The sequence below is a fragment of the Flavobacterium sp. genome (assembly GCF_044339515.1).
In the GTDB taxonomy this organism is placed as follows: Bacteria; Bacteroidota; Bacteroidia; order Flavobacteriales; family Flavobacteriaceae; genus Flavobacterium.
In genome coordinates this window covers 1-16,908 of sequence record NZ_JBIIVK010000017.1, presented here as the reverse complement: position 1 = coordinate 16,908, position 16,908 = coordinate 1, and the positions used below count along the sequence as shown (strand labels likewise).

The following is a 16,908-nucleotide window of genomic DNA, read 5'->3' as shown; positions in this document are numbered from 1 at the left end:
ACATCAGAAATATATTATGAAGTTAGATTCAAAAATACCGGAAGGTCCAGTTGCTCACAAATGGACAAACCATAAAAATCATTTAAAATTAGTTGCACCAAATAACCGTCCAAAAATTGATATTATTGTAGTTGGAACCGGTTTAGCCGGAGCTTCTGCTGCCGCTTCTTTTGGAGAAATGGGGTACAATGTAAGTGCATTTTGTTTTCAAGATTCACCACGTAGAGCTCACTCTATAGCCGCTCAAGGTGGAATTAATGCTGCAAAAAATTATCAAAATGATGGTGATAGTGTATATAGACTTTTTTATGATACGATAAAAGGTGGTGATTACCGTGCTCGTGAAGCAAACGTTCACCGTTTAGCCGAAGTTTCCGGAAGCATCATCGACCAATGTGTGGCTCAAGGTGTTCCTTTTGCTCGTGAATATGGCGGAATGTTAGACAACCGTTCTTTCGGTGGAACGCAAGTACAACGTACATTTTATGCTGCAGGTCAAACAGGGCAACAATTATTATTAGGAGCGTATTCGGCTTTATCCAGACAAATCGGTTTAGGTCGTGTAAAAATGTACAACCGCCACGAAATGTTAGAGTTAGTAAAAGTGGATGGAAAAGCTCGCGGAATTATTGCCCGAAATCTAATCACAGGAGAATTAGAAAGACATTCCGCTCACGCTGTAATTATAGCATCAGGAGGTTACGGAAATGTTTATTTCCTTTCTACTAATGCCATGGGAAGTAATGTAAGTGCAGGTTGGAAAATCCATAAACAAGGAGCGTTATTCGCTAATCCTTGTTTTGTGCAAATTCACCCAACGTGTATTCCGGTTCACGGAACAAATCAGTCAAAATTAACGTTAATGTCAGAATCATTGCGTAATTCAGGTCGAATTTGGGTTCCAAAAAAGAAAGAAGATGCCGAAGCGATTCGTTCAGGAAATTTAAAACCTACTCAAATTGCCGAAGAAAATAGAGATTATTTCTTAGAAAGAAGATATCCTGCCTTTGGTAACCTAGTACCACGTGACGTAGCTTCCAGAGCCGCCAAAGAACGTTGTGATGCCGGTTACGGAATCGAAGCCAACGATACCAACGAAGGCGTTTACCTTGATTTCTCTACCGAAATTAAAAGTAAAGGAAAACAAGCCGCTTATGCTCAAGGAAATCATAATCCTTCTGAAGAAGAAATCATCAAATTAGGTAAAAAATGGTTGGAAGAAAAGTACGGAAACTTATTCACCATGTACCAAAAAATTACTGACGAGAATCCTTACGAAACCCCAATGAAAATTTATCCTGCCGTGCATTATACCATGGGTGGAGTTTGGGTAGATTACAACTTAATGTCAACCATTCCGGGATGTTTTGTGGCGGGAGAAGCCAATTTCTCTGACCATGGAGCCAACCGATTAGGGGCTTCTGCTTTGATGCAAGGTTTAGCCGATGGTTATTTCGTATTGCCTTATACGGTTTCTAATTATTTAGCAGATGAAATCAGAACCGGAAAAATCTCAACAGATTTACCTGAATTTGCTGAAGCTGAAAACAATGTCAAGAACCAAATTGATAAGTTTTTAAACAATAACGGAACCAAAACAGTAGATCATTTCCACAAACGTTTAGGTTTAATTATGTGGAATAAAGTAGGAATGGCTCGTAACGAACAAGGATTAAAACAAGCTATTGCTGAAATTGCTCAATTAAAAGAAGAATTCTACAGCGATGTTTTTGTACCTGGAAGTGCAGATGAATTAAACCCTGAATTGGAAAAAGCTCTTCGTGTTGCCGATTTCATCGAACTCGGACAATTAATGGCGATGGATGCATTACAACGAAACGAATCGTGTGGAGGTCATTTCCGTGAAGAATACCAGGATGCAGAAGGCGAAACACTACGTGACGACGAAAACTTCAAATTTGTGGGTGCTTGGGAATACAAAGGTTCAGACATTTCAAAAGCCGAATTACACAAAGAAGAATTGAAATACGAAGAAATTAAAATTGCAGCTAGAAATTATAAATAAAAGACTATGAGTGCAGCAAAAAATATAAATATTACCCTAAAAATTTGGCGTCAAAAAAACGCCAAAACCAAAGGAGGAATCGAAACATACAAATTAGACAACGTTTCAACAGCGAGTTCTTTTTTGGAAATGTTAGACCAATTAAACGAACAATTAGTAAACGAAAGAAAAGAACCGGTTGCGTTTGATCACGATTGTCGCGAAGGAATCTGCGGAAGCTGTTCATTGTATATCAACGGACGTGCCCACGGTCCGGATACCGGAATCACCACCTGTCAATTGCACATGCGAATGTTCAACGATGGCGATACCATTTATGTTGAACCATGGAGAAGTAAAGCGTTCCCGGTAATCAAAGATTTGGTGGTGGACAGAAGTGCATTTGACCGTATCCAACAAGCCGGCGGTTTCGTATCGGTAAATACTTCCGGAAGAACGATCGATGCCAATTCGCTTCCTGTGCCAAAAGACGACGCAGACAAAGCCTTCATGGCAGCAGCTTGTATTGGTTGCGGAGCGTGTGTTGCCTCTTGCAAAAACGGTTCAGCGATGTTGTTCGTAGGTGCAAAAGTGTCGCAATACGCTCTTTTACCTCAAGGAAAAGTAGAAGCAACAGAACGCGTTCTAAATATGGTGCGTCAAATGGACGAAGAAGGATTCGGAAACTGTACCAACACCGGTGCTTGTGAAATCGAATGTCCAAAAGGCATCTCGTTAGAAAATATTGCTCGTATGAACCGCGAATATTTAAAAGCGAGTTTATAAAACATTCATAACCTGCGAATGAATTTGTGAAAATTCGTTCAATTCGTGGCAAAAATATAAAGCATTCAGCAAAAGTTGAATGCTTTTTTTGTGTGCGTTTACGGGCTTTCCGTTACAAGTCCTCACCCAAAAACGCAATTTTCTAAAGTCACAAAAGAGCTTCCTTTGGTCGCTTTTTGTGCCCAAGAAAATTTGCATTTTTAGGCTCCGGGCTTTTCACTTCAATCCCTAACGCAAATCCTGCTCCAAAAGAAAATTTAGTATATTTGAAGAACAAACAAACAACTATGCGATTTTATATTCTTTCAGTATTTCTTTTCATTAGCGGACTACATTTCAGTCAAAACTACCAACAATACGTTAACCCCTTCATAGGAACTGGTGGAACCGGACACACATTTCCCGGAGCCACTGTGCCTTACGGAATGGTGCAACTTTCCCCCGACACTAGAATCGACGGCAGTTGGGAAGGCTGTTCCGGCTATCATTATTCCGATAACCGCATTTATGGTTTCTCGCACACCCATCTCAACGGAACTGGTGTGTCCGATTATGGTGATATTTTATTGATGCCAACGATGGGCGAACCTTCTTTTGACAACAAAATCTATTCTTCCACTTTTTCACATGCCAACGAAAAAGCTTCTGCCGGATTTTATTCCGTAAAATTAGATAAACACAATATTGATGTGCGTTTAACCACATCAACTCGAGTTGGTTTTCACGAATATACTTTTAATGAAAGTGGTCAAGCCAACATCATTTTAGACTTAAATCACCGGGATATATTGTTGGAAGGAGAAATTAGAATCATTGATGAAAAAACAATATTTGTCAAAAGAAGAAGTGAAGCTTGGGCTCGTGACCAATATGTTTATGCTTTTATTGAATTTAATCAGCCATTAGAAATTAATAAAGTAAATCATAATGGAGAACAAATAGGAAGAGTTTTTAAAGGAACTGAACTTGCCATAAGTTTCTCCAAAAAAGTAAAAAAAGGAGAAAAAATACTCGTGAAAGTTGCCCTTTCACCAACAGGATACGAAGGAGCACAACTCAACAGCACCGAAATCCCACATTGGGACTTCGAGAAAGTAAAAAAAGCGACAGAAGAAATGTGGAACAAAGAACTCTCCAAAATTGAAGTCACTTCTTCCGATAAAAACAAACTTACTATTTTCTACACGGCTTTGTATCACACGATGATGCAACCCAATATTGCTCAGGATTTAGATGGAAAATACAGAGGCCGAGACAATAAAATTCACCAAGCAGAAGGATTTGATTATTATACCGTTTTTTCCCTTTGGGATACGTTTCGAGCCGCTCATCCGCTTTACACGTTAATTGACAAAAAACGCACTTCCGATTACATCAACACCTTTATCAAACAATTTGAACAAGGCGGTCGCTTACCCGTTTGGGAACTCGCTTCCAATGAAACCGATTGTATGATTGGCTATCATTCCGTTTCTGTGATTGCCGATGCGATGGTAAAAGGCATTAAAGGTTTTGATTACGAAAAAGCATATGAAGCTGCCAAACATTCCGCTATGCTAGACCATTTAGGATTGGATGCCTACAAAAAACAAGGTTTTATTTCCATCGATGATGAACATGAAAGTGTTTCCAAAACCTTAGAATATGCGTATGACGATTGGTGCATTGCTCAAATGGCAATGTTGCTAGATAAGAAAGAAGATTACAAGTATTTCATGCTTCGTTCCCAAAATTGGAAAAACCTTTTCAATTGGGAAACCGGATTCATTCAACCCAAGAAAAATGGCGGTTGGGATAAACCGTTCGACCCAAAAGAAGTGAACAATAATTACACTGAAGCGAATGGCTGGCAATACACGTTTTTTGTACCGCAAGATATTGATGGAATGATAGAAGCAATGGGTGGAATTGAAAAATTTGAAGCCAAATTAGATGAAATGTTTAATGCTGTCAGCGAAACTTCCGGTCGTCATCAAGTTGACATTACTGGTTTAATCGGACAGTATGCTCACGGAAACGAACCGAGTCATCATGTGGCGTATTTGTACAATTATGTCAACAAACCCGAAAAAACGAAAGAAAAAGTATATTTCATTTTAGACAATTTCTATAAAAACGACCCAGACGGCTTAATTGGCAACGAAGATTGCGGACAAATGAGTGCGTGGTATGTGTTGAGTTCAATGGGAATTTATAATGTGACTCCCGGTCAGCCAAATTGGGAAACTGTAAAACCATTTTTTGAAAAAATTAAGGTAAATTTTGAAAATGGAAAAGAAGGCATTATTTCTAACTTAGATGCTGATTACCATAACAATAGTATTGGATTTTTTAGCATGAAAAATTTTGGTTCATATTATGATGTTGAAGGAATCGAATCTGATAAATATATTCCTGTCCCAGTTATTCAAGCTGAAAGCAAATCATTTAAAGATAGAATGACAGTTGAAATTAAAATGAATTCTGTTACTTTTCAAAAATTAAACAAACCTGAAATTCTTTTTAGGGTGATTCAAAATGATTCTGTAAAAACTAATTTTAAAGTTTATAGAAATCCAATTGAAATTGACAAATCTTCAAAAATTGAAACATATTTAGTTGATTTATTTGAAGCTGTAGAAACAAAAAGCAACACTGTTTCCGCCACCTTCTTCAAAAAGCCAAACAATTTCACCATCGACATCAAATCAAAATACAATCCGCAATACCACGCTGGTGGTCCGGAAGGCTTGATTGATGGCATTTTTGGTACAGAAAACTGGCGAAAAGGCGATTGGCAAGGTTATCAAACCCAAGATTTTGAAGCAGTCATCGATATGCAATCTACCTGTGAAATTAGTCAAATTACAGCTAATTTTCTACAAGACACCCGCTCGTGGATTTTAATGCCAACCAAAGTGGAATACTATATTTCAGATGATAATGTGAATTTTATGCTTTTCGACACGCAAAACAATACAATTGACCCGAAAGATTACAATTCCATTACTAAAGGATTTAAAAGCATCAAAAAACCTGTAAAAGCTCGCTACTTAAAAGTAAAAGCCACCAACTTTGGTAAATTACCCGAATGGCATCAAGGTTTTCCGTTTGATGGGGAAGCGTTTATTTTTGTGGATGAGATTACGGTGGAGTAACCTCCCCCCAACCCCCTCCAAAGGAGGGGGAGACGAGACGTTGAAAAATTCGATAAATTTTAGGAGAATAATCCTTTTCTATCCATTATAAGCGAAGCGAATCCAAAAAATCAGCGTAAATCTATTAAATCTTTCTAATCCGTGTTCCATTGAAAGAGTTTTCACTCAAAGTCGCAGTTTATTGCATTAATAAATCCGTTTCAATCCATTTTAAGCAAAGCGAATCAAAAAAATCAGCGTAAATCTATTAAATCCATCGCATCCGTGTTCAATTAAAGTTTTATATCACATCCGCATTTTTCAGCAGAAGATAGCAAAAAAGATTCTGTTTCCATCCATTTCAAGCTAAGCAAATCAAAAAAATCAGCGTAAATCTATTAAATCCTTAATATCCGTGTCCCATTAAAAGGTTTACTTGTTTTCAGTGAGCAATTAATCCTTCCAACCCCAAGGTGACTCAGGATTTTCAACAGCCTCACTCAAATCAAACGACACCGAAAAAACCCGATCTGTTCCAATACGGCGTAAATTGTACGTAAAAGCTTTGTCATCCACGGTTATCCACCAAACATTCATAGAAGCATACGGAATCAATTCGCTCGTAAATTCATCGGCCGGAAAAAATTGCATGTTTTGAGAACCGCCATTCGTTGAGGTTCCGCCGTATTGCGTTACTTTATCCGGTTTGCCGTTTTCGTGACGATGGTCATGTTTGAGTGTAATTTTACCATTTTTATAGGTCAATACCCAAGTTCTGGATTTATCATCACCAACGAAGAAAGGAATTCTAATTTTATTTTTTCCACAACTTTTTACGTGCATAACTAGCTTTTTTCCTCGAAATTCATCGTTGGCCGGGGCTTCAATTATTTCGCCTTCAAACGATTTTCCACATTGTTTTTGCAGAGTTTCCCAAAATTTCTGAGCATTTGATTTTTCTTGAGCATTCATTGAAAAGCAAATCAATAAAGCAAATAAAAATATCCATTTTTTCATAGCATTGTTTTTTGTGAAGATAAGAAAAAATCTCAAATTCGTATTTTGTATCTTTATCAAAAAAGAAAAAATGATAGTTTCACTCATTCAAGCTCCTTTAGTTTGGGAAAATCCATTCGAAAATCGACTTTATTTTGAACAAAAGATAAAGGCAATTTCGCAACAAACCGATTTAATTGTGCTTCCCGAAATGTTTACTTCCGGTTTTACAATGAATCCAAAATACGTTGCAGAAACTATGCAAGGCGAAACCATTTCGTGGTTAATTGAACTCGCAAAAGCCAAAAATGCTGCGATAACCGGTAGTTTAGTCATTCAAGAAGGAGAACATTTTTTTAATCGGATGGTATTTGTTTTTCCTTCCGGCAAATTGGAATATTATGATAAACGACATCTTTTCACCTTAGCCGGAGAAGAAAAAGTCTATCAACTCGGAAATGAAAAGAAAATAGTTGAATTCAATAACTGGAAAATCTGTTTGCAAGTGTGTTACGATCTGCGTTTTCCGGTTTTCGCCCGAAATACGGAAGAATATGATTTACTGATTTATGTGGCGAATTGGCCAAAAGTGAGAATAAATGCGTGGGATATTTTGTTGAAAGCCAGAGCGGTAGAAAATTTAACGTATGTTGTTGGTTTAAATCGAATTGGATTGGATGGAAATCAAAATGAATACGTTGGTCATTCACAAGTGATTGATGAATTGGGGAATTATCTTTTGGAACCACAACGCAATGAACATGTATTTCATGTTGAGTTAGATAAAGAAAAAATGCTTGAAACGCGAAAAAAATTGAATTTTTTGAATGATAGAGATGATTTTTCTATTTCTACTTGAAAAACTCAAGGAAAGATTTTCACAGAAAGCACGGAAAACGCAGAATTTTCTCAAGTGAAAACTCCAACTACTCACTCGAAAATCCCATTCAAAACTTAAAACTTCAAACCTGAAAATTTCATCATCCACCACTAAACTTCAACGTTTGATTCACGTCCCAATTGGCTCGCACTTCCACGGGTGTTGGGAAATAGCGGACTTCTTCGGTTTGGCGTTTTTCCAGATAGCTTCCGGTATCCCAAACCTTGTTTTTGTTTTCGTCATAAATGATTCTAACCGTAAACATTGCCGGTTCAACCAAATCAAAATCCAATATCGTTTCTCCCTCTGAGTAGGCTGAAGCTAATACCTTACCTTTGTCATCTGTCAATTCTACAATGATGGGGTATGATTTTATTCCTTCCAATTGAAGCCGCAGATTGCCATAATCGGCCACATCTTTAGTCGAAACTCTATAACCGGTTGAATCACTTTCGCGTTCTAGCAAATCAGTAAAAGCACCTTTTTCAAGGGTGAAATTATACTTTTCGAGTGGTTCTTTTTTAAAATCGATTTCAACTTCTTGTTTTTCGGCATTGTATTTCGTTGAAAAAGCAATAGCAACAGAATCCTTATTTATCAATTTAATTTTTGAATCATCAATTTTTATCAGTGGAATAGAACTCGTGAGTGTGAATTTATCTTTAAAATGGAGTGTTCCGCTTTGTTTTGCTTTGAAAGTCAACGAGTCTGCTTTTTGATTTTTCATTTTAACCGTAAATTCCTTTTCAAAATTATTTCGGTTTAATTTTAAAGAGAGCGAATCGGTTTTAATGGGTTTAAACCAAATTTGAACAGAGTCCTTTCCCTCAAATGGCGTAATAACTGTGGGAATAATTTCGTTTCCGTTTTTCAGTTCTGATTTTAAGTTATCGGCCTTTCCTTCGTGGCCAACGATTATTCTATTTCCGGAGGCTTGTATCGGTTTTAAAGGTTTAAAAGGCAATTCTTCTTTAAACAATTCTAATTCATAAGCAAAATCGCTTGGAACGGAGATTGTTTCATTAAAAAATGCAATTTTATCGGTTTTGGGGTCAAATTTGTTGTTATTGTTTGCGTCTTTTAGAGCAATTAAGAGATAATTACCTTCCTTTAAATTTTCAAGTTTAAATGTTTTTAAACTGTCTAATGTATTGGTTATGTAACGCGGAACTTCTTTATAAACGACTGAATCATTAAACTTTTCGTTTTTTTCATACAACATCACCGAAACAAAATTGTCTGTTTTACGATCAAAAGCATCTTTGATGGTTCCTCTTAGTTCAAGCGAATCAATATATGTTCCGGTAGAAAAAATATATTTAAATTGTTGATAAGGATTTCCTTCGTTGTTATCTTGAATACTATTTCCAAAATTGAAACTATACGTCGTATTTTCAAGTAAAGTATCTTTTATTGTGATTTTGATTTCTTTCGTAGCGGCCATTGGCGAAATGAGTGGCTGCGTTTTCATTGGAGGTGAGATAATCATTTGCTTGTTCACATCTTTCAATTTCACATATTCATCAAATTGAAGCTTAATGACATTTCCTTTAAAATTTGTTGAGAAATTCTTAGGCTCACTCAGTTTCAAAACAGGAGCAATAGTGTCTTTCATACCGCCGGTAATATAACCTCGCTTGGCACAGCTTGTAAACAAAACCGAAATAAGAAGCAAAAAAAGAATTCTCATAATTTTATTTGATGCATAAAGTGACCACAAAATAACAATTATATTTAGTGTAAATGAAATGTTTTAAGTTTTTCTTTACGAATACTCAATGCGAATACGCCATGCAAACTATACTTAAACGTGCTCCCGGAATTTTAAGTATTGCTTTTCCGCATTGTTCTAGAGTTGAACCGGTTGTAATTACATCGTCAATTAAAAGAAAATGCTTGTTGTGGTGATTTTCATTAAATTCAATTTCAAAAATGGTTTTTTTAGCCTCAGTTCGCTCTAAAAAAGACTTTTTGGTTTGGGTGATAGCATAGGTGTTTCGATGTAAAATATCTTCGAAAAAGGGTATTTGTAGTGATTTTGAAAGTGCTTGACCAAATGTTGTCAATTGATTGTAGCCTCGCTCTTTCATTCTCTTTTTGTGTAAAGGAACGGGAATAATTGCATCAAATTTTAACTGGGAATGAATTTTTTGAAGTTCTTCGCCATACCATTCACCCAAAAAACTACCCACTTGTTGCCGATTTCTATATTTAAGATGATGAATCAGTTCTTGCACCATTCCTTTTTTATGAAAATACAGCAAAGTGGAAACATGCTCTACCGGTAAACGGCCATAAAATTTCCGTATTACTTCATTGTCCGGATTTTCAAGATGTAGGGTTAATGGCAACTGATGTCGGCATTGTGCACAAACCGAAATTTCATTGGTAAATAGCGGATTTTTGCAGGCTAAGCAAACTTCGGGATAGAATAAATGGAGTAAACTTTTTAACATTTTGGCTCATATTTGATTTAAAACAGCTCACGGTCGGTAAACAAATTTATAATTTTTTTTAAAACTTTAACAACTTTGTGGCTTATCGAGCCACTTTTTATATTTTTGCACCATTATGGCAAAACAAGAAGATAATTTTAAGAATGTAATTTCACACGCAAAGGAGTACGGATTTATTTTTCCGTCGAGTGAAATTTATGACGGTTTGAGTGCCGTTTACGATTATGCCCAAAACGGAGCAGAATTAAAGAAAAACATCCGTGAATACTGGTGGAAATCAATGGTGCAAATGCATGAAAACATTGTTGGAATTGACGCGGCGATTTTTATGCATCCCACCACTTGGAAAGCTTCAGGACACGTAGATGCGTTTAATGATCCGTTGATTGACAACAAAGATTCGAAAAAAAGATACCGTGCCGATGTGTTAATTGAGGATTATGCCGAAAAATTAAACCAAAAAGCACAAAAAGAAATCGACAAAGCCAGAGAACGTTTTGGTGATGCGTTTGACGAAGGCCAATTTGTGACCACCAACGCCCGTGTGATGGAATACAAAGCCAAACAACGTGAGATTTTGGAAAGAATGGCACGTTCTTTAGGCAATGAAGATTTGGCCGATGTAAAGGCTTTAATTGAAGAATTAGAAATCGCTTGTCCGGAGTCTGGTTCACGCAATTGGACTGAAGTGCGTCAATTTAACTTGATGTTCGGTACTAAATTAGGAGCTTCTGCTGATTCTGCGATGGATTTGTATTTGCGTCCGGAAACGGCTCAAGGAATTTTCGTGAATTTCTTAAACGTGCAAAAATCAGGACGAATGAAAATTCCGTTTGGAATTGCTCAAACCGGAAAAGCATTTAGAAACGAGATTGTGGCTCGTCAATTCATTTTCCGTATGAGAGAATTTGAACAAATGGAAATGCAATTTTTTGTGAAACCGGGTGAAGAAATGAAATGGTACGAATACTGGAAAGAAACCCGTTTAAAATGGCATCTATCGCTTGGTTTAGGGAGAGAGAACTATCGTTTTCACGACCATGAAAAATTAGCTCATTATGCCAATGCAGCAGCGGATATTGAATTTAATTTTCCCTTCGGATTCAAAGAGTTGGAAGGAATTCACTCCAGAACCGACTTCGATTTGAAAGCTCACGAACAATATTCCGGCAAAAAACTGCAATACTTTGATTCAGAAGAAAATAGAAATTATGTGCCATATGTTGTGGAAACATCTGTTGGTTTAGACCGTATGTTTTTAGCTGTTTTTGCTAATTCCTTAACAGAAGAAGCGTTAGAAGATGGTTCAACCCGAACTGTTTTGCGTTTGCCATCGGTTTTAGCACCAACAAAAGCCGCCATTTTACCTTTGGTAAAGAAAGACGGTTTGCCTGAAATTTCAAGAAAAATTGTGGATGAACTGAAATGGGATTTCAATGTAGCCTATGATGAAAAAGATGCCGTAGGTCGTCGTTACAGAAGACAAGATGCGTTGGGAACTCCGTTTTGCATTACTGTTGACCATCAAACCATAGAAGATGAAACAGTTACCATTCGTCACAGAGATTCAATGCAACAAGATCGTGTGAAAATTTCTGAATTGAGAGATATCATCGCCAATGATGTTTCCATGCGAAATTGGTTGATGAAAATGTAATAACCATTTAATAATATGTAATATGGCTTTCCAATCGGGAAGCCTTATTTGTTTAAATTTGCAAGACATTTTTGGATTATGGAATCGAATGATTTTCAATTTTACTTTTATTTTTTGGTTGCTGCACTTATTTTAGTAGTAGGAATAGCCCTTTTTTTGGGATATAAATTGTTTAAATCCTTAAAAAGAAAAGAAGTTATTGAGTCGCAGTTTCAACAATTAGAAGACAAAGTCAACAATCTGCAATTGGAAACGTTAGAAGCAAAACTCAATCCACATTTGTTTAAAAACATTTTAAATTCCATACAATCGCATGCGTATCAAACTTATTTTGCATTAGATAAATTGGCCAATGTGTTGGATTATATTTTGTATGAGAGCCGTAAAAAATTCGTCACACCAAAAGATGAAATCGAATTTGCATGTAACTTAATAGAAATCAATAAAATAAAAGTCAGTCCGCTTTTTGAATTAAAAGTAAAAATGAAGGTCAAGGAAGATGAACTACTTTACAATCAAAAATTAATTGCACCGATGATTTCCATCGATTTAATCGAAAACGCCTTCAAACATGCAGATTTACAAAGTGCCGACGCGTTTATTTCCATCGTATTTGAATTTAAAGAAAGTGTTTTCAGTTTAACGGTTTCCAACAAAATTTCAGGAAAATCAAAATTATCAAAAGAAAAAGGCGGTTTTGGAACACAAACCTTAGAACAAAGACTAAAAATAATCTACAAAGACCATTTTAAACTGGATCGATTTGTAGAAAAAGACGTTTATATTGCTCACTTAAAAATTAATTTACTTGAACACAAAGCTGAAATGCTTGCTGCTCGACGATGAGCTGCCCGGATTAACTTACCTGAAAATGCTTTGCGAACAAATTCCGGAGTTGGAAGTCGTAAAAGCATTTAACAACCCTGATGTGTTTTTAAGTGAAATTCCCGAATTAGATTTTGATTTGTGTATTTTGGATATCGAGATGCCTATGATTTCTGGCATTGAAGTGGCTAATCTATTACAAGGGAAACTCATTATTTTTGCCACAGCGTATAAAGAATTTGCGTTAGAAGCTTTTGAATTGGATGCTGTTGATTACCTTCAAAAACCCATCAAAAAAGAGCGATTGCAAATGGCTGTTCAAAAGGTATTAAAAAGAATTCAGCAAGTTAATCCAACGAAGAAATTTGTTCAATTACAAGCAGACAAAGGCAAAATACTATTGTATTTCGACAAAATCAATTACATTAAAACCGCTTCGATTGATAGCAGAGATAAAGAAGTTTTACTTGAAGATGGTTCAACCGTTATTTTAAAAAATATTTCTTTTGAAAAATTACTGGAATCGCTACCAACTTCTGATTTTTGTCGAATTAATAAACACGAAATTATCAAACTTAGCATTGTTCAGTTTTTTTCTGCTGATCTGATTACTACGAATTGTACTTTAAAAGAGAAAAACCTTGTACTTACGTTGGGAAATTCATTTAAAAAGGATTTTTTATCAAAACTCACTTTATAAGTTGTTACATTTTTTTGCCGTTTCATTACAAAAATAAAATGTTCTATTTCAGAGGCGGATATTGCTATTTTAAAATGATAGAATTTTGAGGTAATTAATTCCTTTTATCATGAAAAACTTTAAAAATTCTTTCTTCTATATTTTAATTATTGGAGGTTTTTCTGTCTTGATGTATTGGATTGCCGTTCAAGGCGAAAAATTGGAATATAACCGAAATATTAAAGTCGTTTCTACCAATTTATCACAATGGGATTCGTTTTTAGAATCAATTACACATAATATCCATCATCCGTTAGCGATACTTTTGGCTCAAATTGTAACTATAATTTTAGTAGCCAGAATGTTTGGATGGATTTGTAAAAAAATCGGTCAACCTTCAGTTATTGGCGAAATTATTGCCGGAATTGTTTTAGGGCCTTCGTTGTTCGGAATGTATTTTCCGGAATTTTCAGCGAATCTTTTTCCGGTTGAATCTTTGGGGAACTTACAATTTCTTAGTCAAATAGGGCTTATTTTATTCATGTTCGTTATCGGAATGGAGTTAGATATCAAAGTGCTTCAAAACAAAGCCCACGATGCCGTTGTGGTAAGTCATGCCAGCATCATTATTCCGTTTGCTTTAGGCATGGGTTTGGCTTATTATATTTATGAATCGTTTGCTCCCGAAGGTATTCAGTTTTCTTCTTTCGGTTTGTTTTTAGGAATAGCTATGAGTATAACAGCTTTTCCTGTTTTAGCTCGAATCGTACAAGAACGCGGTATACATAAAACCCGATTAGGAACGATGGTAATCACATGTGCGGCGGCAGATGATATAACGGCTTGGTGTTTACTTGCTGCTGTTATTGCAATTGTTAAAGCAGGTTCTTTTGTGAGTTCGCTTTATATCATTGCTCTAGCAGCTCTTTACGTATTATTAATGCTAAAATTAGTTCGACCATTCTTAGAAAGAGTCGGGGATTTATATGCCACGAAAGAAAAATTGAGTAAACCTGTTGTTGCTATCTTTTTTGTTACACTGATTGTTTCTTCTTATGCTACCGAAATTATTGGTATTCACGCTTTGTTTGGAGCTTTTATGGCGGGTGCAATTATGCCTGATAATATGCGTTTCAGAACACTTTTTATCGAAAAGGTCGAAGATGTTTCGATCGTTTTACTTTTGCCACTATTTTTTGTTTTTACAGGTTTGCGTACCCAAATAGGACTTTTAAATGATCCCTATTTAAGGAAAGTGACAGGTTTAATCATTTTGGTTGCTGTCGTTGGAAAATTTGTGGGAAGTGCTTTGGCTGCTAAATTCGTTGGTCAAAATTGGCGTGACAGTCTAACCATTGGTGCGTTAATGAATACCAGAGGTTTAATGGAGTTAGTAGTTTTGAACATTGGTTTTGACTTAGGTGTTCTTACTCCCGAAGTTTTTGCGATGATGGTGATTATGGCTTTGGTAACTACCTTTATGACCGGTCCTGCACTGAATTTAATCAACCGAATTTTCAAAAAACCTGTTGATGAAACTATTCCTGTAGAAATTATTGATTCAGGAAAATATAAAATGCTGATTTCGTTTGGAGATGCTAAAAATGGTAAAGCTCTTTTACGTTTAAGTCATTTTTTTACTAAAAAGCAAGGTGAAAATGCATTGATTACCGCCATGCACCTGACACCTACCAACGAAATCAATCAAATTAGCATTGAGAATTATGAAAAGGAAAGTTTTGAACCCATTTTAAACGAAGCTAAAAACATTAATCAAAAGGTTTCTACTTTTTTTAAGGCATCTAATGATATTGATTCCGATATTGCCAAAACGGGTAATCAAGGTGATTTTGATTTGCTTTTAATCGGTTTGGGTCAATCGATGTTTGAAGGAAGTTTTTTAGGTAAAATTTTAGGTTTTACTACCAGAATTATTACCCCCGATCGTATTTTTAATACAATCGCAGGAAAAGAAAACATTTTTGAAGAATCTATTTTTGATGAAAGAACGCGTCAAATTTTGATGAAGAGTGAAATACCGGTCGGTATTTTAGTTGATAAGAAATTCACTAAAGCGGATGTCGTTTTTGTACCCGTTTTTGATAAAAATGATGCTTTTTTGATTACCTATGCTCAAAAACTAATTCATAACAACGAAGCACAGGTAACTATCTTAGATTCAACCGGATTTATTAAAAATAATGCAGAAATTAAAGAGATGATTCGTTCCATTGAACAAAAAGCTCCCAATCATATAACTGTTATGAACGAGCAAAAAATTGAAAAAGAATTTTTGCTCAAACAGGATTTGATGTTGATAAGTCTTAACAGTTGGAAAAAATTGGTAGAAACGAGAGGAGTTTGGTTGAGTAACACTCCCTCAACACTAATTATACAGAAATAAAACATTATAAAAAGAAATATCTCAAGTTTAAATGACTTTGGGATATTTTATTATTTTTAAACTACAAAAATACTACCTAACACTTTCATTATTTTGAAATTAGCAAATTAATTTGTTTAAAACTATTTTTAAATTAATTGCTTATTAAAATAAAATTAATTCGTTTTAATGTGCTTTTTATATAATTTTATTGCTTCGATTTAATCAATTAATAATTAACAGCAGTCAAACGGACTGCCGTCGGGTTTACCAATTGTTTTGATAAAAGTTTTGACTTTTTTCCATGTTTCTTGGTTCAAGCTATAGTATATATTATTTCCCTTGTTTACGGCATGAATTAAATTTACTTTTTTTAGTTCTGTTAAGTGTCTGGAAACGGTAGATTGAGCGAGGGGAAGTACTTCTACAATTTCTCCACATACACACGAAGGTATATTGCTCAATAATTTTATAATAGCAATCCGAGCCGGATGCCCTATGGCTTTAAAGATTTCCGACATGTCGTTGGTTTCATTTGAAAACCCGGTTGTTTTCGTTACACCCATATCGCAATATTACGATATGCTTTTAAAAAATACAAGGTTTTTAACGGAAATTTTTGCGTGTTATCGAAAGCCTTAAAATATACTTTTTTAACCGTGTTTTTTAGCTTAAGTTTGTTGATGGTTATTGGTTAAGTTTATTTAACAAAAAAACCGATAATTTAAATTGATAAAAGTGTAAATCGCCCCATTTTTTTACACAATTAACCTACAAATCAATTTTTTTAACGAAATAAGTCAGGAATAATTTCCTGAATTTTCTACTCAAAAGATTTTGTAGGTTTATGATGCATTCTTACCTCATTCTTGACGATGATAGCAAAAGCATTTTGAAAATCCAATCCGTGATGGAAGGGTTTTCAAATTTTCAGCTTGTGGCTACTGCGACCAATTATGAGGATGGTCTAAATGCTATTCTAGCCCATCAACCGGATTTTGTTTTTTTAGAGATTAATCCACTTTCTTCAACTTCCAACCTTTCTTTGTTGCTGATAAACGAGTTGCATCGTTTTTTAAAGAAGATCCCGAAAATTATCGCTATTTCACACGATACAAGCAAAGC

The 16,908-nt window shown here is 35.5% G+C and carries 12 protein-coding genes and 1 pseudogene; 9 read left to right on the top strand and 4 right to left on the bottom strand.

Going from position 1 to position 16,908, the window contains the following annotated elements:
- Positions 1-16: 16 nt before the first annotated feature.
- The 3 genes from ACIQ0M_RS06470 to ACIQ0M_RS06460 all read left to right on the top strand — a co-directional run bounded on the left by ACIQ0M_RS06470 (position 17) and on the right by ACIQ0M_RS06460 (position 5,928).
- Entirely contained in the window at positions 17-2,026 is a 2,010-nt protein-coding gene (locus ACIQ0M_RS06470; protein WP_396150915.1) for a fumarate reductase/succinate dehydrogenase flavoprotein subunit, read from the top strand.
- A 6-nt stretch (positions 2,027-2,032) separates the two neighbouring features.
- Positions 2,033-2,791 (top strand): succinate dehydrogenase/fumarate reductase iron-sulfur subunit, encoded by a 759-nt coding sequence (locus tag ACIQ0M_RS06465; protein WP_396150913.1) that lies wholly within the window; start codon positions 2,033-2,035, stop codon positions 2,789-2,791.
- 287 nt (positions 2,792-3,078) lie between these two features.
- Positions 3,079-5,928: a GH92 family glycosyl hydrolase gene (locus ACIQ0M_RS06460; RefSeq protein WP_396150911.1), complete on the top strand. Its 2,850-nt coding sequence runs from the start codon at positions 3,079-3,081 to the stop codon at positions 5,926-5,928.
- A 432-nt stretch (positions 5,929-6,360) separates the two neighbouring features.
- Here ACIQ0M_RS06460 and ACIQ0M_RS06455 read toward each other — a convergent pair whose 3' ends face one another.
- Positions 6,361-6,924 (bottom strand): hypothetical protein, encoded by a 564-nt coding sequence (locus ACIQ0M_RS06455; protein ID WP_396150909.1) that lies wholly within the window; start codon positions 6,922-6,924, stop codon positions 6,361-6,363.
- Between the two features lie 70 nt (positions 6,925-6,994).
- Between ACIQ0M_RS06455 and ACIQ0M_RS06450 the strand changes: the two genes are divergently transcribed.
- Positions 6,995-7,762 carry an amidohydrolase gene (locus ACIQ0M_RS06450; protein ID WP_396150907.1) on the top strand — a complete coding sequence of 256 codons (768 nt, stop codon included), beginning with the start codon at positions 6,995-6,997 and terminating at the stop codon, positions 7,760-7,762.
- Between the two features lie 121 nt (positions 7,763-7,883).
- On the opposite strand, the gene ACIQ0M_RS06445 is transcribed toward ACIQ0M_RS06450, so the two are convergent.
- Positions 7,884-9,473, bottom strand: coding sequence for an Ig-like domain-containing protein (locus tag ACIQ0M_RS06445; RefSeq protein ID WP_396150905.1), 1,590 nt, complete (start codon positions 9,471-9,473; stop codon positions 7,884-7,886).
- Between the two features lie 85 nt (positions 9,474-9,558).
- The gene (locus ACIQ0M_RS06440; protein WP_396150903.1) at positions 9,559-10,239 is read right to left on the bottom strand and encodes a ComF family protein; all 681 of its coding nucleotides are present in this window, start codon (positions 10,237-10,239) and stop codon (positions 9,559-9,561) included.
- Between the two features lie 115 nt (positions 10,240-10,354).
- On the opposite strand from ACIQ0M_RS06440, the gene ACIQ0M_RS06435 reads away from it, so the two are divergent.
- The 4 genes from ACIQ0M_RS06435 (at position 10,355) to ACIQ0M_RS06420 (ending at position 15,804) form a co-directional block, all read left to right on the top strand.
- On the top strand, positions 10,355-11,896 hold the full coding sequence (locus ACIQ0M_RS06435) for a glycine--tRNA ligase (RefSeq protein ID WP_396150901.1): 1,542 nt from the start codon (positions 10,355-10,357) through the stop codon (positions 11,894-11,896).
- A 78-nt stretch (positions 11,897-11,974) separates the two neighbouring features.
- Entirely contained in the window at positions 11,975-12,742 is a 768-nt protein-coding gene (locus tag ACIQ0M_RS06430) for a sensor histidine kinase (RefSeq protein WP_396150899.1), read from the top strand.
- Entirely contained in the window at positions 12,705-13,421 is a 717-nt protein-coding gene (locus ACIQ0M_RS06425) for a LytR/AlgR family response regulator transcription factor (protein WP_396150897.1), read from the top strand. The genes ACIQ0M_RS06430 and ACIQ0M_RS06425 overlap by 38 nt, the downstream gene beginning before the upstream one ends.
- Positions 13,422-13,530: 109 nt before the next feature.
- The gene (locus ACIQ0M_RS06420; protein WP_396150895.1) at positions 13,531-15,804 is read left to right on the top strand and encodes a cation:proton antiporter; all 2,274 of its coding nucleotides are present in this window, start codon (positions 13,531-13,533) and stop codon (positions 15,802-15,804) included.
- A 215-nt stretch (positions 15,805-16,019) separates the two neighbouring features.
- Here ACIQ0M_RS06420 and ACIQ0M_RS06415 read toward each other — a convergent pair whose 3' ends face one another.
- Positions 16,020-16,349: an ArsR/SmtB family transcription factor gene (locus tag ACIQ0M_RS06415; RefSeq protein WP_396150893.1), complete on the bottom strand. Its 330-nt coding sequence runs from the start codon at positions 16,347-16,349 to the stop codon at positions 16,020-16,022.
- Positions 16,350-16,630: 281 nt separating this feature from the next.
- Here ACIQ0M_RS06415 and ACIQ0M_RS06410 point away from each other — a divergent pair.
- A pseudogene (locus tag ACIQ0M_RS06410) lies at positions 16,631-16,908 on the top strand (DNA-binding response regulator); the annotation flags it as partial.

Bases quoted from the DNA above. Each gene is read 5' to 3' on its own strand.
- ACIQ0M_RS06470 (WP_396150915.1), top strand. From the start codon at position 17: ATGAAGTTAGATTCAAAAATACCGGAAGGTCCAGTTGCTCACAAATGG.
- ACIQ0M_RS06465 (WP_396150913.1), top strand. From the start codon at position 2,033: ATGAGTGCAGCAAAAAATATAAATATTACCCTAAAAATTTGGCGTCAA.
- ACIQ0M_RS06460 (WP_396150911.1), top strand. From the start codon at position 3,079: ATGCGATTTTATATTCTTTCAGTATTTCTTTTCATTAGCGGACTACAT.
- ACIQ0M_RS06455 (WP_396150909.1), bottom strand. From the start codon at position 6,924: ATGAAAAAATGGATATTTTTATTTGCTTTATTGATTTGCTTTTCAATG.
- ACIQ0M_RS06450 (WP_396150907.1), top strand. From the start codon at position 6,995: ATGATAGTTTCACTCATTCAAGCTCCTTTAGTTTGGGAAAATCCATTC.
- ACIQ0M_RS06445 (WP_396150905.1), bottom strand. From the start codon at position 9,473: ATGAGAATTCTTTTTTTGCTTCTTATTTCGGTTTTGTTTACAAGCTGT.
- ACIQ0M_RS06440 (WP_396150903.1), bottom strand. From the start codon at position 10,239: ATGTTAAAAAGTTTACTCCATTTATTCTATCCCGAAGTTTGCTTAGCC.
- ACIQ0M_RS06435 (WP_396150901.1), top strand. From the start codon at position 10,355: ATGGCAAAACAAGAAGATAATTTTAAGAATGTAATTTCACACGCAAAG.
- ACIQ0M_RS06430 (WP_396150899.1), top strand. From the start codon at position 11,975: ATGGAATCGAATGATTTTCAATTTTACTTTTATTTTTTGGTTGCTGCA.
- ACIQ0M_RS06420 (WP_396150895.1), top strand. From the start codon at position 13,531: ATGAAAAACTTTAAAAATTCTTTCTTCTATATTTTAATTATTGGAGGT.
- ACIQ0M_RS06415 (WP_396150893.1), bottom strand. From the start codon at position 16,349: ATGGGTGTAACGAAAACAACCGGGTTTTCAAATGAAACCAACGACATG.